The organism is Micromonospora sp. U56, from assembly GCF_018070095.1.
Taxonomy (GTDB): domain Bacteria; phylum Actinomycetota; class Actinomycetes; order Mycobacteriales; family Micromonosporaceae; genus Micromonospora; species Micromonospora purpureochromogenes.
Genome location: NZ_JAGPYL010000048.1, coordinates 24049 through 44867, shown reverse-complemented (window position 1 = coordinate 44867; position 20819 = coordinate 24049). Strand labels below are relative to the sequence as shown.

Sequence of the window (20819 nt, the reverse complement as noted above, 5' to 3'; positions counted from 1 at the left end):
ACTCATGACGATACGTCTGGCCGGCCAGGCGGTCCGCTGGACCAACGCCACCGAACGCGAAGCCGCACTACGCATCGACGCCGAACGACTTATTGCAGCGTAACCACTCGGTTACCCGACGGTCTCTTAGAGCAGCGTCCCTGAAACCGATGGCCCGCATGAACCTGGCGGCAGCGTGTTCGGCTTCCTGCCACAACGTCTGCTGCCCGGGGTGCCAGGTGTCCGCCACATCACGAAGCTACCTGCCCTCGGCACCTGCACCTATGGCCTTGCGGGCTCTACCGGGGTCAGCTCCGCCTGAAGACTGGATCTGGAATCTAGCCAAATCTCCGTGCTTCGGAGCTGACCCGGATCGGGGCGGCCCATCCACTGTGGGCGCGCCGTGCGGATGCTGGGTCTTCCTGCGCCGGCCGGCCTGCCGGAGCTGACCCCTTTCGGCCCCACGGTCCGACCCCTTGATGGTCCTCGCTCTCCAGGGCGCAGTGTGGGTCGGCGCTGGTCCTCTGAGGCTCCGCATCGTACGTTCGCGCCGGCCGCCGATGCGCTCGCTGCTTTCTGCTGGCAAGCTGCTCGGTTGAACGGCGGTTCGTGCCATTCGCCGCCGCGCTATTGCCTGGATCGGCAGGCTAGCCTCGTTGGCAATCGCCGAGCTGGAGGTTGCCATTGACCACGTGGAGCCCGCGCCGGCGTCGGGCGGTGGTCGTCGTGGTGTCGATGGTCGCGGTGGCCGCGGGTGTGGTCACGACCGCCTGGGTCCGGCGCACCGCGTCGCCCTGGCCGGCCGTGACAGGCACTCCGTATGAGATACCGCTCGGATCGGACGGCTGCCCGGTCATCGAGGAGCGGCGCCAGTTCGTCGACGCCCACGGTCCGCTGGTGCCGCCCGGCGCAACGGAGGTTCTGCTATGCACGACGCCCACGGCGCTGCACATCCCGGGCCGCAGGGTTGCCGATCCGCCGCGTCAGCGGGTGCTGCACGCCGGGGCCACCGACTTCGTCGCCCTGCTCAACCGACTACCCGACCGCAACCAGTCCTGGCGGCACTGGCAGCAGCGACACAGCGGCTGGTGGCCCGATGCCGCCCCAGAGCCGATGGGCGAAGCCTGCCCCATGATCGGATACACCCACCAGCACTCGTTCGTGCTGCGCTACCCGGACCGGCCACCGGTACCGCTGATCTACACATGTGGCGGCCAGGCGGGTGGCATCACGTCGGGCACTCGGACCCGAATGGATGACACCAAGCCCCACCTGGTGAATGAGTTCCTGAGCCGCCTCCAGCGGCATTGATCCGCTTTGCTGATCGTCGTGATCCGGACCGGACGAGACGCCTCGCGACCTGCGCCGGGACCTGTCATCGATAGTCCAAGAGGGAGACGGGGGGGGCGCCCGTTTCCCTCGATTCAGCAACTGGCCCACCACAATCAGCTCACTCAGGCCGCGGCGCGGTCGGTGAGTGGGCGGCGACGCAGTGCCGTGTCGGTCAGTGAACGCGGGGGCAGGGGAGCGTTGGGGTTGTACAGGTTGGTTCCGGGCGGCACGATCTCGTCGATCCGGTCGAGAGTCGCATCGTCCAGGGTTAGCGTGGCGCCCTTGAGGAGGTCCTCCAGTTGCGGCATGGTCCGCGGTCCGATGATCGCCGAGGTGACGGCGGGGTGGGCCACGGTGAACGCAATGGCGAGCTGCGGGAGGGTGCAGCCGATGTTTTCCGCGAGCTCGACGAGCTGCTCGGCGACGTCGAGCTTGGCGGCGTTTTCCGCGATCGTGGGATCGAATCGTTCCGGCCGGATTGTGGGACGGCCGGTTGACAGGTCGATGGGCTGGTTCTTGCGGTACTTGCCGGTGAGGAACCCGAAGGCCAGTGGGCTCCAGACCAGCACACCCATTCCGTAGCGCTGGCAGACGGGCAGGACCGAGGCCTCGATCCCGCGCGCCAGGATCGAATACGGCGGCTGCTCGGTGCGGAAGCGTCCCAGGCCGCGACGCTCGGAGACGTGATGCGCCTCGACGATCTCCTCGGCCGGGAACGTAGAGCAGCCGAAAGCGCGGATCTTCCCCTCGCGCACAAGGTCGCTGAGCACCGAGAGCGTCTCCTCGACGTCGGTCGAATCGTCGGGGCGGTGAACCTGGTAGAGGTCGATCCAGTCGGTGTTCAGACGCCTGAGGCTGTCCTCAACCGCCTTGAGGATCCAACGCCGCGAGTTGCCACTGCGATTGCGGCCCTCGCCCATCTGAAAGTGCACCTTGGTGGCCAATACGATGTCATCACGGCGCCCCTGCAGCGCCTTGCCCACGATTTCCTCGGACTCTCCCTGTCCGTACATGTCGGCGGTGTCGACGAAGTTGATCCCCTGGTCCAGGGCGGCGTGGATGATGCGGACACAATCGTCGTGGTCGGAGTTGCAACCATCCTGGAACATCATGGTCCCGAGGCAGTAGACACTGACTTCGATACCGGTTCCGCCGAGGGTGCGATAGCGCATGGTGATGCTTCCCTTACTGGTTCAGCCGTGATTGCATAGCGCGACAGAAGTGTCGATTGCACGGGGAACCCTAGGATCTAGAGTCGGCTCTAGGTCAAGCCGCTACCGTGAACGGTATGGCTGAGGTCACCACAAGTCTGAGCATCGGGCAGGTCGCGAAACGCACCGGCTTGAGCGTGCACGCGCTGCGCTTCTACGAGCACGAGGGACTCTTCGTCAACCCTGTGCGGCGCGGACCTGGCGGGCGGCGCGTCTACCGCCAGGATGACGTGGACTGGCTTACCGTCTGCATCATCTTGCGCGCCTCCGGCATGCCCCTGCCCGCGCTACGCCGATACGCCGACCTCGTCAGGCAAGGAGCCGGCAACGAGGAAGAACGACTCACGCTCCTGCGCGAGCACCAAGCCCACGTCACCACCCAGATCGGCAGACTCGCCGAGTGCCTGGACCTGATCAGGTTCAAGGTCGGGGTGTATGAGGACCTCCTCGACCCGGACAGCGCCGCCGACCACCAATGCCACGCTCCAACCCCTTCGGCACCGGCGCAACCGACCGAGATCCGCATCGGCTACGCGCGGGTGTCGGGCTCGTGAACACGGCGCCGTGCGGGCTGACGCCGCAAGCGATTAGCTGACCCGAGATAAACGGGGAACTCGTGGTGTGGGCGGGGGAACGGACCGACTTCTCCCAGTTGCAGCGGCGGGTCACCGCCGGGACTGACCGCGACGCCCTGGCCAGGAGCCACCCCGCCCACTACGTGGTGTTCGACCTCCTCAGCGCCCCGCCCGGCCTCGACAGCCGCTACGGGCCCGGCAAGCGCGGCTGGCAGAAGTACCGCGCCTACCACACCACCGAGGCCATCATCGGTGGCGTCACCCCCAACCTCAGCGATCCGGAGACACTCCTGCTCGGCCGCCATCTCGGAACAACGCCTCGCGTCCCACTGCCGGTTTACCCGCCGTCGGCTACCCCGCCGCGAGCCGGCCCGCCGCCGCCGTGGCGACCATCCGCGCGTACGGCTCGTCCCGGTCGGGCGAGAACATCACGGTGCCGACCAGATCGCCGACCCGGACCACCGCGACGAGCGTCACGATCGGATCGGCTGCAAGCCTCTCACCCTCGTAGTTCCACTGCTCCTCGCGGACGAGCAGCGCCTCGTCCCCGGCGAAGCCGGTGCCCACGACGGTGAACCTGCGGGGCGCCGGACTTCCGGGCGCGGTCGACGGTGTCGCCGTGCCGGCGCAGGTCGTCAGCACGTGACGTACGTCGTCGAGCGCCCGCGGGCCCCACCCGCCCGCATACCGGTGCAGGTGTTCGTAGACGTACCCGGCCGACCCGGTGGCGTACCCGGTGAAGTCGAGGTCCGCCTGCCGGCGCAGAGACGGATAGTCGGAGCTGCGATAGGCCGCGCACAGGTCGGCCCAGCGCCACGTGTCGCCGGAGAACGGCTCGCTGGGCAGCTGCTTCCGCCACGCACCCGGCCCGAGATCCGCTGGCCGGAGCATGAGGGTGCTCAGGTCCGCCGCGCCGGGGTCGGGCCTGCCGCTGCCGTTCGGGCTCGGCGGGGCGCTCGTTGCCGGGGTCGTCGGGCTCGGCGCCACGCTCGGCGACCCGGTGCCGCTCGGCGCCACGGTCGTCCGGCTGGCGCCGGGGATAGGCGAGCCGTCGCCCGGCCCGAGGTTCGCGGCCCAGCCGGCCCCCGCCCCCGCCACGGCGACGGCGACGACGGCCAGGCCGGCTACGACCGCCTGGCGCTGCGAGCGCTGCCGTCCGCGACGGCGGACCGCCTCGGGGAACGCGAACGGCGCCGGCGGCTGCTGCCCCCGCAGCGGCGCGAACGTGCTCTCGAATCCGTCAGACATTGTGCGCCTCCGAAGGTGTCGCCTCGAGCAGGTTGGCGAGCGCTCGCCGGCCGCGGGACAGGCGGGCCTTCACGGTGCCCTCGGGCACGCCGGTCTCCCGCGCCACGTCGGCCACCGGCAGACCGACCAGGTGGTGCAGCACCAAGGCGGTCCGCTGAGCGGGCGGCAACTGGGCGAGCGCGCCGACCAGCGCGACGCTGTCCGGGTTGGGGCCGGGCACGTCCTGCGGCGGGCCGGCCCGACGGTAGGCATTCAGCGCCGAACGGGCCCGCCGCCAGCGACTCACCGCGACGCGGCGGGCGACCGTCCGTACCCAGGCCTCCGGATCGGCGTACTCGCCGACCGTCGACCACCGCTGCCAGGCCCGGGCGTACGCCTCGTGCACCACGTCCTGCGCATCGGCGGCGTTGCCCGTGAGGGCGTACAGGCAGTCGTAGAGCCGCTGCCTGCTACCTCGGTAGAACGCGTCAAAGCTCTCCTCGCCTGACATGCGTCCCCTCCCTCCCCGCCTGGTCGTACCCCTAGTCACGCCGCACCCCCGCCGGCGGTTGCCTACTGGGCAGTGGTTTCGCTCCGGAGCTCCCGGGGGCGCAGTGTTCCGGAAGCACGGACGCGAAGCACCGCCGTCAGCCACTAGATCTTTCCGCAGGGTGTGACGACCCGGTGCCCGAGAAGATCGGCAACGTCAGCGATGAAGCCAGGATCAAGTGGCGGCCAGTTCCAGAATTCAAAGCCGAGGTAGCCGAAGCCCCACGGAGGGCTCCAGTGCCACTCGTTGAGACCGGCCGACTTGCCGCAGTGCGGGCAGCTCTCGACGCCACTGCCGCCGGCGTACCAGCTGTCGATGCTCTCAGAGAAGCTGGGCCAGTGCTCTTCGTCGTCCTGATCAACGACGGCCGATTGGCAGTGGGGGCACACGATCCGATCTACGCCCATGGAGTAGAACGCCGCCCGTCCCGTGACCACGTTGAGCCCGTTGACCCCCTGACGGTGCATGTGCGCGTAAGGCTGGGTAACGGCGATACCGTAGTCCGGGCCCGGAGCGTAACCAGTGCCACCCAGGATGCAGTCGGTCTGCTCCGCCATGACGATGCCCTGCTCAACCAGCCAGGACAGCACCTCGACCCCCAGTCGGTCCGCCTCCTCGGCGGTCGCCTCGACGTCGGCGATCGTTTCGAACCAGTCGCCCACCGCTGACTCCCCTCGCCCACCGTCAGCCGGACATCCTGACAGACATCCCATGAGCGCAGCGGTCAAGAGCTTCGACCCGGTCATCGTGCGTAAGCGGCAGCGCCGGCTGGCCGGCGTCGACCATGTGGTGTTGTCGTTGACCACACGCGGTCTGACGACCGGGGAGATCGCCGCGCACTTCGACGAGGTCTATGGGGCGAAGGTCAGCAAGGACACCAGCCCGAACGATCATCACCGAGTGCGACGCCAAGTTGGAGCGCTACCGCGTCGCCCTCGACGCTGGTGCCGACCCCGCGGTAGTCACCGGCTGGATCGCGCAGACACAGGCCGAACGCGCCCGTGCGGAAGCGGATCTCCGTGCGAACGCGGGCACCACCCCGCGCCGGATGAGCCGAGCAGAAATCACGACCCTGGTGACCGCGCTCGGCGACATCACCACCGTGCTCCGCGACGCCGACTCCGCCGACAAGGCCGAGGTCTACCGGCAACTCGGACTCCGACTCACCTATCGGCCTGAAACGCAAACGGTGCGCGCTGCATCTCAGCGCGCACCGTGGGGCAATGGTTTGTGTCCGAGGGGCGACACGAACCGAAGCCCCACCGCCGATGATCGTGGCCGCAGTCCTTGAGCTCGCATGGATCTAGCCGCTCAGTGACCTCTTCGGGACGGCAGAAGAGGTCACTGAGCGAAGTCTGTTGCCGGTCCAGCGGCGGTCTTTCCCGACGTAGGTCCTCGGCGTTCATCTGACGCACGAGGCTCGTCGTCATCGACGGCGTGTCGCGTTGGCCGCGAGGTGTTCTCGCGGTGCCAGGCGAAGTAGGCAGCGCTACGGGTGGTGTGGGCGCTTGCTCGCCGCCCTGCCAGCAGTGCCAGCCGTTCATCTAGCCCGGCAGATGTCCCGGCTTGTCGGCGACGATCACGCGCCCGGTGGGGTCAACGGCGATGTATCCAGCCTCGAACGACGCAGGTCGCGAGCACAAGAACTGGTCAAGGTATCTCGGCTGTCGATCACCGTCCCTGCAGGCCGCCCGTAAGCGCCTATGGCTCTAGTTGAGTGCTGTTCGATGCAGTTCAGCACCGGTCGGGGTCCTCCACTGCCCCCAGCCGGCTACCCCAGTCCGGTGGTAATCGTCCCGCGATTGCTCGGCCTGTTGGGCGGGGCGCCGGGCGCCGGGCGGGGCCGTTCCCGCTACACGGCGAGAACCATAACTCGCTCATGGGTCAGGTCCTCCATCGCCGAACGCACACCCTCTCGGCCGACGCCGGACTCCTTGACCCCGCCGTAAGGCATCTGGTCGGCGCGGTAGCTGGGCACGTCACCGACGATGATGCCACCGACCTCCAGCTCGGCCTGCGCCCGCATGGCGACGCGGATGTCGTGGGTGAAGATGCCCGCTTGCAGCCCGTACCGTGAGTCGTTGACGGCGGCGAACGCGGCGTCGACTCCGTCGATGGTGGTGACGGTGAGCACTGGGCCGAAGATTTCCTCCTTGGACACCTTGACATGCGGCGGCACATCGGCGAGCACGGTCGGAGCAAAGGCGCTGTTGTCCCGCACGCCACCGGTCAAAAGCGTCGCGCCGGCTGTCACCGCCTCCCCCACCCACGCCTCGACCCGCTCGGCGGCGACGACGTCGATCAGCGGGCCGACGTCGGTGGTCTCGTCCCAGGGGTCACCGACCCGAAGTGCCCGCACGGCGGCGACGAGCCGATCGGCGAATGGGCCGGCCAGCGTCCGGTCGACGAAGACCCGCTGAACGGAGATGCACGACTGGCCGGCTTGGTAGTTGGCGAAAGTCGCGATACGCGAGGCGGCCCGGTCAAGGTCGGCGTCGCTGGCCCAGTCCGCGCAGACCACCGCCGCCGCGTTGCCGCCGAGTTCGAGGGTGACGTGCTTGCGCGGGACCGCGTCGCGAATCCCCCAGCCGACCGGCCCCGAGCCGGTGAAGGACACCACCGGAAGCCGCGGGTCGGCGACCAGGTCGCCGGCGCGTTCGTTGGGCACGACGACGACCGAGACCATGCCCGACGGAAGCTCGGTTTCGGCGAACAGCTCCCCCAGCAGCAGCGCCGACAGGGGCGTCTTCGGGGCCGGTTTGACGACGATCGGCGCGCCGACGGCGACGGCCGGGGCCAGCTTGTGCGCGACGAGGTTCAGTGGGAAGTTGAACGGCGCCACGCCCAGGACCGGTCCGCGCGGCACCCGCTGGATCATCGCGATCCGCCCGACCCCGCCGGGATCGGTGTCGAGCCGCTGTAGCTCGCCGCTCCAGCGCCGGGCCTCCTCACTGGCCAGCCGGAAGACGGAGGCGGCTCGGGTGACCTCGACCCGGGCCCACTTCAACGGCTTGCCGGACTCGGCGGTGATCAGCCGGGCGATCTCGTCGGCGCGCTCGGTGAGCCGGCGCTGGACGTGATCGAGCGCGGCGGCCCGGACGTGCGCCGGCAGCGCGGCCGCCTCCCGGCAGACCGCGTCGGCGGCGGCGACAGCCTCCTCTGTCTGCTGCGGCGTGGCCAGGCCGACCCGGCCGGCCAGCCGCCCGTCCCAGGGGTGGACGACGTCAAGGATGTCGTCGGATCCGACCGGCTTCCCGGCTATCCAGTTGGGCTGCACCTGCTGCACTGGTTCTCCTGTCATCTCAGGTGTCATGCGGTGATGCCCTGCGTCGGGCTGCGGGTGTGCACCGACTGGGCCAGCGGGCTGAGCAGCCCCGTGGGTGCCAGAGCCGCTGCCCGAACGCCCAGGACGTGTAGCCCTGAGCGGGTATCCACTCGTCTGACAAGCACCGAGCATGGGCCAGACCGGGAGTCGCTGGAAGGGGCGATCCGGCGAATTCCTGAATTGACCCGTCGGGGGGACGTGCCCGGTATCGGGCCGTCCCTACGTTGGCAGCAGCGGGTTACCGCGTCGGCGCCTGCCGGCGTACGCGGGGCCGCGCTCCGTCCCGCGTCAGAGGCCCTCGTAAGAAACGGAGTGAAGCATGACGACCAGCCAGAATGCGCCCGACGCGAACCTCGAGCACGACGCCTTGTCCATCATCGAACTCTTCCCCCAGGACGAGGACTGGTCGCTGCAGACCATGCGACTGCTCGCCCAGGTGGCAGTCGGCGGTGCGGACCTGTTCGAGTGTGCCCGTACCGCGGCACGTATCGGTGACACCACCACCGACGGCGAGGTCTGGCAACGCGAGTGGGTGCGCACCGCCGAGGAGACCGGCGCGTTCGCCCAGCGCGAGCTCGACGCCGGCCACCGCAACACCGCGATGAAAGCGTTCTTCCGCTCGTGCAGCTACTACCGGCACTCCGAGTTCTTCCTGCGCTCCTCTGATCCACGGCGTGAGCAGGCCTACGTCAACGGCACGAAGAACTTCCAGAAGGCCGTCGAGCTCAGTGACGGCGTCCTCGAGCGGATCCACGTCCCCTTCGAGAACACCACGATGGACGGCTACATCATGCGGCCCGACAACTCCGGGGAGAAGCGGCCGACGGTGCTGTTCCTCGGCGGTGCGGACTCCTGGGCCGAGGAGCTGATTTTCCTCGGCGGCAACCAGTTCCCCGACCGCGGTATCAACGTCGTCGTCGTCGACACGCCCGGTCGTGGCAGCTCGCTGCGGTTCAAGAAGATGTATAGCCGGCCGGACTACGAGGTGCCGGTCGCGGCGGTGCTCGACTACCTCGCCACCCGCTCCGACGTCGACATGGACCGCCTCGGACTCGCCGGCGTCAGCTTCGGCGGGTACTACGCGCCGCGCGCAGCCGCCTTCGAGCCGCGGGTGAAGGCGGTCGCCGCCTGGTGCGGCACCTGGAGCATCCTCCGCGACTTCTACGAGTTCTACCCGCCCCTGCAGGAGCAACTGCAGTGGCTGTCGGGCTCGAAGGATGACGCCGAGGCCCGCGAGAAGCTCGCGAAGTTCACGCTCGACGGTGTGGCGGACAAGATCAACGTACCGGTCTACGTCATGCACGGCACCCGCGACATCATCATGGACATCAAGGGCGCCGAACAGTTCATCGAGGCGCTCACGGTCGAGGACGTCACCACCGACATCTACGACGGCGCCGGGTCCCTGCACTGCAGCTACGACTACGCGGCAGTCGCCGTGGCTCGGCTCACCGACTGGTTCGCCGACCGGCTCTGATCGGACACCGCGGGACAGTTGACGGCCCCGGGCACGGCACCTCTGTGCCGTTGCCCGGGGCCGTTTCACTGTTCGGCGCTTCGCGCCGGGCCTCTCGGCACCCACGCCCGCCGGGCGGATCCTCAGGCCAGGCTCGCGCCGCCGTCCACGCGGATGTTCTGCCCAGTGACGAAGGCGGAGTCTGCACCCAGCAGGAACGCGACGACCGTGGCGATGTCGTCCGGCACGGCGAGTCGCCCCAGCGGCGCGCGGACGACCCGCTCGGCGAGCTCCTCGTCGCTGAACAGTCCGGTGTTCATCCCGGTGTCGGTGAACCCCGGCGACACCGCGTTGACCCGCACACCACGGGCGCCCAACTCACGGGCGGCGGCGCGCACCAGGCCCAGCGTGCCTGCCTTGCCGGCGACGTAGTGGGCCTGCCGCGGCGGGCCACCGACCTCCGCGACCGTGGAGGACAGGCAGACGATCGCCCCACCGGGCGCCATCTGCCGGGCGACGGCCTGCAGACAGAGAAACGTGGCGGTGAGGTGTACCTCCACCGCGGTCCGCCACTGCTGCGAAGTCAGATCCAGAACGCCGGCGTGGTGGGCCGTCCCGGCCGCGAGAACCGCGCCGTCGAGCCGGCCGAGGTGCAGCAGCGTGTCCTCGACCAGCGCAGCGCAGTCATCCTCCCGGGTGACGTCGACAGGTCGGACGTGCACCCGCGCACCCAGTGCCCTCGCCTCAGCCGCGACCACGGCGAGCCGGTCGGCATCGAGGTCCGCCAAGGCCAGGTCCGCCCCCCGCCCGGCGAGGAGCAGTGCGCAGCTGCGGCCGATGCCACCGGCGGCCCCGGTCACCACGACGACACGGCCACCGCGAGGCGACCGGAGACGCCCGTCGTGCGGTGGCTCAGACACAGAGGTAGCCCCCGTCGACGTAGATGATCTGACCGGTGAGGTACGACGACGCCGCCGACGCGAGGAATACGGCGGCTCCGGCCAACTCATCCGGCCTGCCGAAGCGGCCCATCGGGATATGGGCGAGCAGTGCCTGGTAGCGCTCGAGGTCCTCGGTCAGCGGCTCGGTCATCTCGGTGGCAATCATGCCGGGCCCGATGGCGTTGACGCGGATGCCGGCGCCGGCCCACTCGAGGGCGAGGCTACGCGTCAGCGACGCGATCCCGCCCTTGCTGGCGGCGTACGAGGCCGCCCAGGCGTTCCCCACCACGCTGTTGAGCGAGGCCACGTTGATGATCGACCCGCCCCGGCCCAGCTTCACCATCCGCCGTGCCGCCGCCTGACTGAGGAAAAAGGCGGACTTGAGGTTCATGTCCTGGACCCCGTCCCATTGCCCCTCGGTCATCTCCAGTGCCGGGACGCGGTGGGTACCACCGGCGGCGTTGACAAGGATGTCGACGGCCCCAAGTGCGTCGACGGCGTCACCCACGAGTCGTTCACAGGTGGCCACGTCAGTCACGTCGCCAATCAGGGTCTCGACCCGGATGCCGCCCGCCGCTGCATGGGCGGCGGCCTCGGCGAGGGCCGTCTCGTCCCTTCCCGCGAGTGCGATGTCGGCGCCCGCCTCGGCGAGGGCGGACGCGGTGGCGGCCCCGATGCCCCGCGAGGCGCCCGTAACCAACGCCTTGCGCCCGGCGAGCGGGCGAAAGCGGCGTACCGCGCGGAACAGGTCCGGATTCGGTAGCGCCCCGATTTTGTAGAGCGCGTCGACGGGGTTGACATGGACGATCTCTCCGCCGAGCAGCCCGTCCGGGGCGATCGGGAACTGAGCGAGCGAGGTCGTCCGGAACGTCGTGCCCGTCGGCTCGAAGTCACGCCACGGGCCGCCGTGGGTGCGCTCGGTGACGATCTCCACGAAGACCGCCTCGTCGGAGACATGATAGGTCTCCGACTCGTTGGCGAAGTCCGGGAACGAGGCGAACATGCCGGAGTAGAACTGTCCGATCTCCTCCTTGCCCCGCAGGTCGACGTCGTAGGCCGGGATCCGGTAGATGCAGTCGTCGGTGAAGGTGGCCAGGACCGCCGCGACGTCGTGGCGGTCCTCGGCGCGCAGGTGGTCCTTGACCAGGTCCAGAGGCGTCTTGGACACGTCAGCGTCGACCTCCGTCGGTGTTGATGACGACGCCGGTGACGACGCGAGCCGCCACCGGGTCGGCAAGGTACAGGTAGGCGCCCGCGTGGTCGGCGGGCGACGGCACCACGCCCAGCACGTTCCCGTCGGCGATCATCTGGTCGCGCCCGGCCCGCTGATCCGCGGGTGTCGGCGTACCGAGGGTCTCGGAGCCGGCGAAGCGGGTCGCGGTGGTGCCACCCGGGGACACGCCGTTGACCCGGACCTCGGGTGCCAGGTCCGCGGACAGGTGGGAGATCACCCCGCGGACCGCCCACTTGGAGCTGCCGTAGAGCACCCCGCCCCCGGTGTTGTGGAAGGCCGACTCCGAGACCGTGAGCGTCACCGAGCCGGAGCTGCGCGAGAGCCACGGGTAGGCCGCGTTGACGGCGAGCATCGCGCTGAGCACGTTCGTCGACCACAGCTCCCGGCCGGCCTCGGCGAGGGCCTCGGCGGTGAGTTCGCGCACGCTGGCGAAACTGTCGTGGACGCCCACACAGCAGGTGAGCTGGCCATGCGCCCGCCCGCCTGCTCCCGCCTCGGCGACCGCCCTGGCCAGGAGCGCCGGGTCGGTCGCGTCGCCGACCACGACCTGCACTCCGTGGGGGTGATCGTGCAGCAGCCGTTCGGCGTTCTCGGCGGAACGCTCCACCACGGTGACTGCGGCGCCCTCGGCGAGGTAGGCCTCGACGACGGCCCGTCCTATTCCGAAGCCGCCACCGGTGACGACCGCGGCGACGGTCGCGAGGCGGCCGCTCATCCTCCGGGCTTCTCGGCCAACATCTGGGTGATGACGTCGGGCGACTGATAGCTCAGGCAGTCGAGGGCGACCGCGTCGAGCTGGATCCGGCTGCCGCGGCGCGGCGACCAGATGTCCAGTCGCACGCCGTTGCGGCTGCGTACCTGGGTGACGACCACATCGGCGAACTCGTTCGAGACGACGATGGGCCCGGGCATGCTCTCTTCCGGCATCCGGCCGAGCAGTGTCCCTTCCGCCGGCCAGCCGCCCACCTGGAAGAGGTTGGCAACGCTCCCCGGCTGTTCGGCGGGTACGTTCTCCTCGGACATGGTTCCTCCGCGTTCTCGCTCAGATGAAGATCGACATGTTGTGCGCGTTGATCAGCGACTGGTCGATCGCGGCCCACCGGTGCACGATCTGCCAGCTGTCGTCGACCTTGCGGATGCGGTCCTTGCGCTGCGTGGAGAAGATGCTCGGGTTGGGGTCGTCGCCGCGGCTGCGGTAGATGAGGCAGTTCGAGTGCACGAGGTACTCGTCCGCGGTGTCGGTCCGCTCGACCAGTACGTTCGTCACGTAGTGCCGGGTCCGTGACGGCGGCTGCTCCGACCACGCGAAGTCCGTCTCCAGGCGCTCGACCCGGAACTCCAGCGTCCGCTTGGTGTCATCGAAGATCCGTGAGGTCGGTGACAGCTCCCACTCAGCCAGCTTTTCGCGTGTCACGCGCACCGGTACCTCGTACCGGGCGTTCTCTGCGAAGGCGGTCAACCAGTCACGGAACCGCCGCTCGTCCAGTGCCAGCGACTCCAGGTGCAGGAAGTCGCGGACGGACTCCTGCACCTCCCGGTCGGCGAGATCCATCTGGAGTGCCACGTCACTCACCCTCCATGTAGCGCGCCCAGGTCGCCCAGAGGTTGCGGAAGTTGTCCTCGGTGACGTACGGCTCGACGGCGTACCCGGGGCCGGGGAAGTCCGTCAGCGGCTCTCGCTCGAGCCCCTGGATGTAGGGGAAGTCCACGTCGCGGGCGAGGGTGCTGCCCGTCATCTTGGTGACCTTCGTCCAGTTCTCGAAGTCGTCCTGTTCGAAGGTGCCGGCTTGACCGAAGGCCAGGGTGTACGCCTGGTAGGCGGCCTTCTTGTACTCGTCCGAGGCGTCCTTGGGTACCAGGCACCACGACCACATCTCCATCCGCCCGGGGCCGACCGGGTGGTAGAGCCGCATCGTGCAGAACCGCACGCCCGGGTCACCGGGCTGCAGGCTCAGCGGCTGGATCAGGAAGGACAGGTTCGGGAACACCGAACCCACGGCGGTCCTGGTCTTGGAGAAGACCTCGAGCTGCTCCGGGCTCAGGCTCTCGTGCATCTGCTTGACGAGGTCGTCGGGGTAGCCGAAGAACGGCTGCATCCCCGGCGTGTGCCCGAGGCCGATGCCGTGTCCCTTGCCGGGGATGTGCACCGCCCAGCCCTTCGAGTGCGTCGAGCCGGAGGACGGGAAGTAGCCCAGGTGGAACCCGAACTGGTGCGCCACCGGGGTGTGGTAGCCGTCGCCGGAGAAGTTCTCGGTGCAGATCTTCCAGTCGGTCTCGGCCACCCAGTGGTCCGGCGGGCCGTGCACCTCGCTGCCGTTCACACCCTGCTTGAGGTAGATGTCCAGGTAGAACTGGAACCCGCCCAGATAGTCCTCAAGGCTCTCCGCCTCCGGGTCCAGCGTGCCGAAGATCAGGCCGGCGTAGCTGTCGACGCGCACCTTGACCAGGCCGAACTGCTTGCGGTCGAGCTTCTTGGCGTACGCCTCGTTGAAGTACGGAACGCCGATGAGCTCGCCTGAGTTCTTGTACACCCAACCGTGGTAGGAGCAGCGGAAGTGCGACGCGTTGCCCATCTCGGACTTGCACATCATGTTGCCGCGATGGCGGCACATGTTGAGGTGTGCGTGCACCTCGCCCTTCTCGTCCCGCGCCACGATGATGTTGTTGTTGGCGATGTAGCGCGTGACGTAGTCGCCGGGCTTCGGGATCTCCGACTCGTGCGCGAGGAAGCACCAGGCCTTGCCGAACACCCGCGTCAGCTCGCGTTCGAAAACCTCCCGATCGTTGAAGATGCGCGCGGGGACCCGCCCGGCGGGCACTCCCTCGAGCATCTCGCGGATCATCGTGTCCAGGTCCTGCGACATCTTTGTCAGCTCCGGGTCGTGTGAGTCGTGCCGAAGCGCTCGGCCACCTGGTCGATCACCTGCTTGTACCGGGCGATGTGGTCCTTGGTGTCCTGGACGTGCTTCTCCGGCACCAGGTCCTCCGTGTACGGCGGGCGGCACTTGCCGACGTGGATGTAATCCGCCTCGTTGACCCGGATCTTCTCCAGCGGGATGTTGTACTTCGCGAACTCCATGAAGTCCTGACCGACCAGGAACGGCTCGTGCGCCCAGCGCAGACGCTCGGTCAGCCACTTGGCGTCCTCGATGCGGTTGTCCCGCAGCGCGTCCCGCAGCGCGAGCACCGGGGCTGGGCCGCAGGCGGTGGTTGACGACCAGGCCATGCCGACGAGCTCCTCGCCGTACATCTCCCAGGCCGGCAGCCAGTCCGTCTCGATCGGCATCAGGGGGAAGTGCTTGCCGGTGTGGGCCATGTCGTTGTGGTAGCGGAAGCCGACCGACGCACCGCCGGCGTACTTCACGGCGACGACCTGGGGAAGCTCGATGAGGGTCTTGTAGACGCTGCGGGGGATGATTCCGCCGAACGCCGCGGTGTTGTCGTAGACGACGATCGCGAGCGCGGGGACGGCTTCGGCGACGTCGCGGTAAAAGCGCTCCATCACCGGCGCGACCATGTTGCCCCACATCGGCCGGCCGAGCAGCGTGCCGGTGATGCCCAGCTCCGCGAGGAACTTCATCCGCGACACGGTGTCGCGGGTGTTCAGCGTGGTCGTGCCGATGAACACCGGGAAGTCCGGGTTGACGTCACGGACAGTCTCGGCGACGCAGCCGGCGAAGTCCTGCCACTCCTTCAGCGTCAGGGTGGCGCACTCACCGAGGGTGCCGTTCAGGGCGATCGCGTCGACGCCGTCGGCGATCAGCGTTCTGATCATCCGCTCGGTTTCGGCCAGGTCGACGGTGTCCACGGCGTCCACGCGCTCCGCGCCGGGAAGGGCCGGGGTGGGCGGGTAGGACATCACACCGCGCATGTCCGGGCCGGTGACCTTGGGAAGCTTGCTCATGTTGGCGTCCTTCTTCATCGGTTGGTTCGGTTCACATCCGGGCGGCCACGACGGCGGTTCCGGTAAGCCAGGCAGGCACGGGCTCGTAGACGAGCGTCTCGAAGGGGCTGGCTGCCGCACCCGCTGCGACGAGCCATGTCCTGATCTCGTGGGCTCCGTTTCCGGCGAGATCGATCTCGTCCCGGCTGTAGGCGGTCAACCGCTCGGGGTCGCCCGCCTCGAGACGCGCCAGGAAGTCCCGGTCGAAGTCCTCGTTGATCGTTCCGGACTCCGGCATGCCCACCCAGTGGGAGAGGCCGCCGGTGGCGACCACGACCACTCGCTGGTACTCGTTCTGCGCCTCGACCGCGGCGCGCACCATCCGCCCGAAGTCGTAGCAACGGCGCGCGGTGGGCCATGGCGGGTTCACGCCGTTGACGATGATCGGCACCAGCGGGTACCGGGACTCCGGGTCGAGGTGCTTGAGGGGCACGCAGAAGTTCTCGTCGAACGCCATCCCGCCCTCGACCAGGCTCGGGTCGAACTCCGACTCCAGCGCGAACTCGTATAGGTGGCGACCGAGCGGCCCGGCGCCCGGGTACTGATGCTGGTGGACGTTGAGGAACTGGCCCATCTCCGGCGTCACTGGACCGAGGTAGCTGTCGGCGGTGCAGACGGCGAAGGCCGGCAGGTTGGCGAGGAAGAAGTTCGTGAAGTGCTCCACCGAGACCACGACGAGGGCGTCCGGCTCGAGCGCGGCGATACGGTCGCGCACGTCGGCGAACGCGTCCTCGACGGCCTTGCGCTGGGCGGGGTCGGCGCGCTCGGGAAAGCCGGTGATGCCCGGCGAGTGAGACGTGGCGAATACTCCGACGACGCGGCCGGTGCCTGTGGCGGTGCTCGGCATGGTCACACCTCTCCGCGGATACGGGTGTAGTACTCGGCGCGGTCCACGCCGATCTGCAGGGCGCAGAAGTACAGGAGGTATGGGTTGGCGCCCCGCTCGTAGAGCGTCTTGAAGTCGAGCGTGCGCATGGCGTCGCGCTCGACCCCCTCGATGCCGTAGCTGTCGAGGACGGCGTCGGGCTCGTTCTGGAACCTGGTCGCGAGCGCGATGTCCTTGCGGATGTCCCACAACATCTGCTGCAGCTGGAACAACCGTCACACCTCCGATCCGCGCTTCCTGGTCGGTGCCGAGGCGGTCCTGCCTCGACCTGGACCGTATGAGCGCGCAGGAGGGCGACGCAGTACCCCTACGGGTCAATTCATCCCGCGAGCCTGCCCACCTGTCCGATCCGCGGGTCACGATCGCTGCGTCGGCCCGCCGGCTGAGGAGTTCACCCAGTCCGACGTCCGAGCCTGGTGGGTCGCCGACCAGCCCGAGGAGGGCGCACGGGCCGGCTCCACCACCCGTACGACGGCACTTCGTCGGCAGTTTCGCCGCTCATCCCGGCCGACCAGATTCGAGCGGGCCTCGACCGCCGCGTAGATCGTCCGTCATCACTTTGGTGTGCACGTCGACGTACGCCTGCTCGGACACCCTGATTATGTCGCCCGACGGCCCGAGGAGCGCCGCGACGAGGTGGCTGCGGGGATCGACGCCGAGAACGGCAACCGGTGCGCTAGGCACAGGTCGACGGGGTGGGTGACCGGCGACGTGGCATCCTACCCGGCAGAGCAGATGCACTTGCCGGGTGAAGGAGTCAGGCTGCGGCCGTGAGGGGCTTGACGCGGCGATGACCGACCTGACCGACGAGCGGGTGCTCGTCGATCAGCAGCACAGCTCTCAGGGCAGTCGACGCGCACAGGCGCGGGCCGTCGGCGTCAGTCCACGTCGCCCCAGGGCACCTGGTCCTCGATCGCCTTCCGGTAGAGCGCGAGCTGCCGGGGAGCGTTGACGCAGAGCGCACCGCGGATCTTGCCGTCGCGCCCGAAGAGCGCCACGAGCCGCCGGTCACTGCTCTCGACGACACGCACGTCACTGGCGGCGTTGGAACGGCCGACGAAGCGCATTCTGGCCTCGAACTGATCGGACCAGAAGTAGGGCACCACGGCGCAGGCGTCGCCTCCGCCGAGCAGCGTGCCGGCGGCGTGCCGCCCCTGGATGACCGCGTTGTTCCACTGCTCCACGCGCATGGTTTCGTCGAAGAGCGGGTTGTACCAGGTGGCCACGTCACCGGCAGCCACCACATCGGGCACGGTGGTGCGCAGAGCCTCGTCGCAGCGCACTCCGTCGCCGAGGCCGAGCCCGCTGCCGGCCAGCCAGTCCGTGGCCGGCGCCGCGCCAACGCCGGCGACGACGAGGTCGGCGGAGAGCACCGTCCCGTCGCGCAGCCGGACCTTGCTGTTGCCGGCACTCCTCTCGATCTCGTCGACGGCGACTCCGCACCGGACGTCCACGCCGCGCTGCGCGTGGTAGTGGCGGAACCAATGGCCGACTTCGTCGCCGAGGACGCGCGCCAGGGGCACGGGCGCGAGCTCGACCACGGTGACCTCCAGGCCCATCTCACGGGCCGTCGCCGCCACCTCAAGCCCGATGAAACCAGCCCCGATGACGACCAGACTCCTCGCCTCGAGCAGCTCCTGCCGCAGCGCGACCGCGTCCTCGAGCGACCGGAGCGAACGCACGGCCCGCTCGGCTCCCGGGGGTCCACAGGTCACCGTGCGGGCCCGCGAACCAGTCGCAAGCACCACCCCGTCATAGGGGACGCGGCCACCGCCCTCGAGAACGACGGCGCGGTCACGGGTATCGAGGCCGATGGCGGCCCGGCCCAGGCGCAGGGTGACGCCCTGGCCGTCGTACCAGCCCGGGTCGCGCAACAGCAGCTTGTCGGGCTCGACGCCTTCGCGCAGGGCCTCCTTGGACAGCGGTGGGCGGTCATACGGGAGCACGTCCTCGGCTCCGACGAGCGCGATGTCGCCGGCGTACCCGTGTTCGCGGAGCGCCTCGACCGCGTGCACCGCTGCGAGCGACGCCCCGACGACGACCACCCTGTCCATGTCCCCGTCCTCAGTCCTCAAGCTTGAGGGCCTTGGCGGGACAGGCCCGAACGGCAGCCTCGGTCTTGGTGCGCAGGCCCTCGGGCGGGCTCTCCAGCAGCAGGAGCACCTTGCCGGCGTCCTCGTCGAGGTCGAACACCTCGGGCGCCTCCATCATGCAGCAGGCGTAGCCCTGGCATGCGTCGAGGTCGACGATAACCTTCATCGTTTGTCCAACTCCTCGTGTGGGTGGTCGGTGGGCGTCAGTGGCCGCCCGCCAGGTGGGTCATTTCCGGGCGTGCGGTGGCCAGCCGTGCCGCACGCGGGGTGTTGCGGCTGAGCAGGCCCCGGACGACGCCGTCGGTGACCACAGCGCTGATGCCCGGGATGTCACCGATCGCCAAGGCGCCGAGCGCATCGTCTGCGGTCGAGCCCCACGGGGCATCCATGACCACGAGATCGGCGGCAGCCCCCTGCCGAACGAAGCCGGAGGGCAGGCCCCAGGTACGGGCGTTGTTCCCGGAAGCGGCCGCCCAGATCTGCGCCGGATCGATCCCACTGAACGACGACAGCTCGGCGACGGTCTTGATTACGCCGAGCGGCATCACACCGGTGCCCGTCGGCGTGTCCGATCCGATCACGATCCGGTGGAAGCGGCCCTCCTCGTACGCCTTGCGCAGGATCCGAACCGAGGACTTCAGGTTGCCCGCTTGGACGAGCTGAAGCGCCATCTCCGTCTGCTCGATGATCACGTCGACGCCGGCCTGGTCGAGCGACGTCGGCCCACCGTTCACGTGCCCGCAGACGTCGGGGGCGAGCTTGAGCAGATGCTCCGGAGTGATCGGCTTGCTCCCCGGGATGCTAGCGCCCCCGGAGTGGCACATCACGGTGATGCCGTGCTGCTGCGCCCAGCGCACCTGGTCGACACCGTCGGAGGGGTCCTCATAGCGGCCGAAGCCGAACTTGGCGAGGTGGACACCCGCGTCCTGCAGGTCGGCGAAGTCCTTCTCGGTGAGCGCCGGCTCGAGCACGACCGCTCCCGCGTGGACCCGCATGCCACCGGGGCGGAAGTTGTCGAAGCAGGTCTTCGCGGCGATCGCCAGCGCTTTGACGCCGACGGCGCTGTGCGGGCGGCCCGGAGCGTGGATCTCTCCCGGTGAGATCACGCTGGTGATGCCGCCGTGGACGTAGCTGGCGAGGAAGTCGACCGTCTTCTGTCGAGGCGTGTAGTCGCCGAGCACCACGTGGCAGTGCGAGTCGATCAGCCCCGGTGCGAGCGTGCTGCCCTGCGCGTCGATGACCACGTCGGCGGCCTCGACCAGGTCCGCGAGGTCGCTCCGCCGGCCCACGGCGGTGATCACACCGTCCTCGGTGATGACGGTGTCGACGTCGGCGATGACGGGCGACTCGAAGTCACCGGAAAGCACCGTGCCGGCGTTGGTGATCGCGAGTGTGCTCACTGCTCGCCCTTCGCCTTCGCCTCGTCCACGCTCATGCCGCCGACGCGGGCATTGAGCCGGCCGCGGTTGGCGACGGCGGCGATGATCACCAGCTCGTCGGGCAGCGGGGCGTCGGGGATCCGGACCTCGAGAGCGTCGTAGTGGCTGCGCACCCAGATCTCGTCTTTGTAGGCCAGCGGCACGTCGATGACCACTCCAGGCGTCCCCGGCTTGGTGACCGAGGTGATCCACGCCTCGCCACCGCCGATGGCGTCCCGGAGGGCATTTCCGAACACCGAGGTGAGAGCGGCGTTCACGTGCTCCTGCTCGCCGGCGGCGCCGACGAGACCGCCCTTGCCGTAGCTCGCCACCGGGGCGTCCAGCAGGCGCGCCGCCTCGGCGCCGATCATGGTGCCGATCTCCTGCGACGCCTCGACGAGGGCGTTGAGGTTCTGGACGTAGCCCTGCCCGGCGTACGGGTTGGTCACGACGGCGCAGACGGCGACCTTGCGTAGCGGCGGCCCGTCGTCGTGGGCGCCGGCCGCGCGTCGAACCTCCTCGATCTGGGAGAACACCTTGCGGATCGTCAGGGCGTCGCCGGTCACGTCGTTCCTCCGTCTTCTCGGGCGGCCCGGAGCTCGAGCTGTTGTCAGGTGTGCTGAGGCTAGGTCGGGACGTTGCGGTGGAT

22 protein-coding genes and 1 pseudogene are annotated in these 20819 nt (G+C 69.0%); 5 read left to right on the top strand and 18 right to left on the bottom strand.

Going from position 1 to position 20819, the window contains the following annotated elements; all coding sequences use genetic code 11:
- The first annotated feature begins 696 nt into the window (after positions 1-696).
- On the top strand, positions 697-1290 hold the full coding sequence (locus tag KBX37_RS17650) for a hypothetical protein (protein WP_210777043.1): 594 nt from the start codon (positions 697-699) through the stop codon (positions 1288-1290).
- Between the two features lie 143 nt (positions 1291-1433).
- Here KBX37_RS17650 and KBX37_RS17645 read toward each other — a convergent pair whose 3' ends face one another.
- The gene (locus tag KBX37_RS17645) at positions 1434-2483 is read right to left on the bottom strand and encodes an aldo/keto reductase (RefSeq protein WP_210777042.1); all 1050 of its coding nucleotides are present in this window, start codon (positions 2481-2483) and stop codon (positions 1434-1436) included.
- Between the two features lie 116 nt (positions 2484-2599).
- Here KBX37_RS17645 and KBX37_RS17640 point away from each other — a divergent pair, with 116 nt between their 5' ends.
- Positions 2600-3076: a MerR family transcriptional regulator gene (locus tag KBX37_RS17640; protein ID WP_210777041.1), complete on the top strand. Its 477-nt coding sequence runs from the start codon at positions 2600-2602 to the stop codon at positions 3074-3076.
- Between the two features lie 372 nt (positions 3077-3448).
- Here KBX37_RS17640 and KBX37_RS17635 read toward each other — a convergent pair whose 3' ends face one another.
- From KBX37_RS17635 to KBX37_RS17625, 3 genes are all read right to left on the bottom strand, one after another.
- Positions 3449-4345 (bottom strand): hypothetical protein, encoded by an 897-nt coding sequence (locus tag KBX37_RS17635; RefSeq protein ID WP_210777040.1) that lies wholly within the window; start codon positions 4343-4345, stop codon positions 3449-3451.
- The gene (locus KBX37_RS17630; RefSeq protein WP_210777039.1) at positions 4338-4835 is read right to left on the bottom strand and encodes an RNA polymerase sigma factor; all 498 of its coding nucleotides are present in this window, start codon (positions 4833-4835) and stop codon (positions 4338-4340) included. The genes KBX37_RS17635 and KBX37_RS17630 overlap by 8 nt, the downstream gene beginning before the upstream one ends.
- 143 nt (positions 4836-4978) lie before the next feature.
- Positions 4979-5536, bottom strand: coding sequence for a hypothetical protein (locus tag KBX37_RS17625; RefSeq protein WP_210777038.1), 558 nt, complete (start codon positions 5534-5536; stop codon positions 4979-4981).
- Between the two features lie 67 nt (positions 5537-5603).
- On the opposite strand from KBX37_RS17625, the pseudogene KBX37_RS17620 reads away from it, so the two are divergent.
- Positions 5604-5777: pseudogene (locus KBX37_RS17620) on the top strand (transposase); the annotation flags it as partial.
- Positions 5778-5787: 10 nt separating this feature from the next.
- Positions 5788-6165, top strand: a complete 378-nt coding sequence (locus tag KBX37_RS17615; protein ID WP_210777046.1) for a hypothetical protein — start codon at positions 5788-5790, stop codon at positions 6163-6165.
- Between the two features lie 561 nt (positions 6166-6726).
- Here KBX37_RS17615 and KBX37_RS17610 read toward each other — a convergent pair.
- Positions 6727-8151, bottom strand: a complete 1425-nt coding sequence (locus KBX37_RS17610) for an aldehyde dehydrogenase family protein (protein ID WP_307849105.1) — start codon at positions 8149-8151, stop codon at positions 6727-6729.
- 367 nt (positions 8152-8518) lie between these two features.
- Between KBX37_RS17610 and KBX37_RS17605 the strand changes: the two genes are divergently transcribed.
- Positions 8519-9676: a S9 family peptidase gene (locus KBX37_RS17605; protein ID WP_210777036.1), complete on the top strand. Its 1158-nt coding sequence runs from the start codon at positions 8519-8521 to the stop codon at positions 9674-9676.
- Positions 9677-9798: 122 nt separating this feature from the next.
- Here the strand turns inward: KBX37_RS17605 and KBX37_RS17600 are convergent, their stop codons facing one another.
- The 13 genes from KBX37_RS17600 to KBX37_RS17540 form a co-directional block, all read right to left on the bottom strand.
- On the bottom strand, positions 9799-10518 hold the full coding sequence (locus KBX37_RS17600; RefSeq protein ID WP_210777035.1) for an SDR family NAD(P)-dependent oxidoreductase: 720 nt from the start codon (positions 10516-10518) through the stop codon (positions 9799-9801).
- A gap of 49 nt (positions 10519-10567) precedes the next feature.
- Positions 10568-11764, bottom strand: coding sequence for a glucose 1-dehydrogenase (locus KBX37_RS17595; protein ID WP_210777034.1), 1197 nt, complete (start codon positions 11762-11764; stop codon positions 10568-10570).
- A 1-nt stretch (position 11765) separates the two neighbouring features.
- The gene (locus KBX37_RS17590) at positions 11766-12545 is read right to left on the bottom strand and encodes an SDR family NAD(P)-dependent oxidoreductase (RefSeq protein WP_210777033.1); all 780 of its coding nucleotides are present in this window, start codon (positions 12543-12545) and stop codon (positions 11766-11768) included.
- Complete coding sequence (locus KBX37_RS17585; RefSeq protein ID WP_210777032.1) at positions 12542-12853, bottom strand: hypothetical protein; 312 nt, start codon at positions 12851-12853, stop codon at positions 12542-12544. The genes KBX37_RS17590 and KBX37_RS17585 overlap by 4 nt, the downstream gene beginning before the upstream one ends.
- Before the next feature lie 19 nt (positions 12854-12872).
- Positions 12873-13394 (bottom strand): 3-phenylpropionate/cinnamic acid dioxygenase subunit beta, encoded by a 522-nt coding sequence (locus KBX37_RS17580; RefSeq protein ID WP_210777031.1) that lies wholly within the window; start codon positions 13392-13394, stop codon positions 12873-12875.
- Between the two features lies 1 nt (position 13395).
- Positions 13396-14694, bottom strand: coding sequence for an aromatic ring-hydroxylating dioxygenase subunit alpha (locus KBX37_RS17575; protein WP_210777030.1), 1299 nt, complete (start codon positions 14692-14694; stop codon positions 13396-13398).
- 5 nt (positions 14695-14699) lie between these two features.
- Positions 14700-15734 carry a dihydrodipicolinate synthase family protein gene (locus KBX37_RS17570; RefSeq protein ID WP_210777029.1) on the bottom strand — a complete coding sequence of 345 codons (1035 nt, stop codon included), beginning with the start codon at positions 15732-15734 and terminating at the stop codon, positions 14700-14702.
- Positions 15735-15765: 31 nt separating this feature from the next.
- Positions 15766-16620: a hypothetical protein gene (locus tag KBX37_RS17565; RefSeq protein WP_210777028.1), complete on the bottom strand. Its 855-nt coding sequence runs from the start codon at positions 16618-16620 to the stop codon at positions 15766-15768.
- Positions 16621-16622: 2 nt separating this feature from the next.
- On the bottom strand, positions 16623-16871 hold the full coding sequence (locus KBX37_RS17560) for a hypothetical protein (RefSeq protein WP_210777027.1): 249 nt from the start codon (positions 16869-16871) through the stop codon (positions 16623-16625).
- Between the two features lie 666 nt (positions 16872-17537).
- A complete protein-coding gene (locus KBX37_RS17555) occupies positions 17538-18704 on the bottom strand; it encodes an NAD(P)/FAD-dependent oxidoreductase (protein WP_210777026.1) in 1167 nt (388 codons plus the stop codon).
- 19 nt (positions 18705-18723) lie between these two features.
- Positions 18724-18918 carry a ferredoxin gene (locus tag KBX37_RS17550; protein ID WP_210777025.1) on the bottom strand — a complete coding sequence of 65 codons (195 nt, stop codon included), beginning with the start codon at positions 18916-18918 and terminating at the stop codon, positions 18724-18726.
- 37 nt (positions 18919-18955) lie between these two features.
- Positions 18956-20152, bottom strand: a complete 1197-nt coding sequence (locus KBX37_RS17545) for an amidohydrolase family protein (RefSeq protein WP_210777024.1) — start codon at positions 20150-20152, stop codon at positions 18956-18958.
- Positions 20149-20736 (bottom strand): amino acid synthesis family protein, encoded by a 588-nt coding sequence (locus tag KBX37_RS17540; RefSeq protein WP_210777023.1) that lies wholly within the window; start codon positions 20734-20736, stop codon positions 20149-20151. Before KBX37_RS17540 ends, KBX37_RS17545 begins: the two co-directional genes overlap by 4 nt.
- Between the last annotated feature and the right edge of the window lie 83 nt (positions 20737-20819).

What these genes read in the sequence shown, in the direction of transcription:
- KBX37_RS17645 (WP_210777042.1), bottom strand. Translation starts at nt 2,483, where the DNA reads ATGCGCTATCGCACCCTCGGCGGAACCGGTATCGAAGTCAGTGTCTAC.
- KBX37_RS17640 (WP_210777041.1), top strand. Translation starts at nt 2,600, where the DNA reads ATGGCTGAGGTCACCACAAGTCTGAGCATCGGGCAGGTCGCGAAACGC.
- KBX37_RS17635 (WP_210777040.1), bottom strand. Translation starts at nt 4,345, where the DNA reads ATGTCTGACGGATTCGAGAGCACGTTCGCGCCGCTGCGGGGGCAGCAG.
- KBX37_RS17630 (WP_210777039.1), bottom strand. Translation starts at nt 4,835, where the DNA reads ATGTCAGGCGAGGAGAGCTTTGACGCGTTCTACCGAGGTAGCAGGCAG.
- KBX37_RS17605 (WP_210777036.1), top strand. Translation starts at nt 8,519, where the DNA reads ATGACGACCAGCCAGAATGCGCCCGACGCGAACCTCGAGCACGACGCC.
- KBX37_RS17590 (WP_210777033.1), bottom strand. Translation starts at nt 12,545, where the DNA reads ATGAGCGGCCGCCTCGCGACCGTCGCCGCGGTCGTCACCGGTGGCGGC.
- KBX37_RS17585 (WP_210777032.1), bottom strand. Translation starts at nt 12,853, where the DNA reads ATGTCCGAGGAGAACGTACCCGCCGAACAGCCGGGGAGCGTTGCCAAC.
- KBX37_RS17575 (WP_210777030.1), bottom strand. Translation starts at nt 14,694, where the DNA reads ATGTCGCAGGACCTGGACACGATGATCCGCGAGATGCTCGAGGGAGTG.
- KBX37_RS17570 (WP_210777029.1), bottom strand. Translation starts at nt 15,734, where the DNA reads ATGAGCAAGCTTCCCAAGGTCACCGGCCCGGACATGCGCGGTGTGATG.
- KBX37_RS17565 (WP_210777028.1), bottom strand. Translation starts at nt 16,620, where the DNA reads ATGCCGAGCACCGCCACAGGCACCGGCCGCGTCGTCGGAGTATTCGCC.
- KBX37_RS17550 (WP_210777025.1), bottom strand. Translation starts at nt 18,918, where the DNA reads ATGAAGGTTATCGTCGACCTCGACGCATGCCAGGGCTACGCCTGCTGC.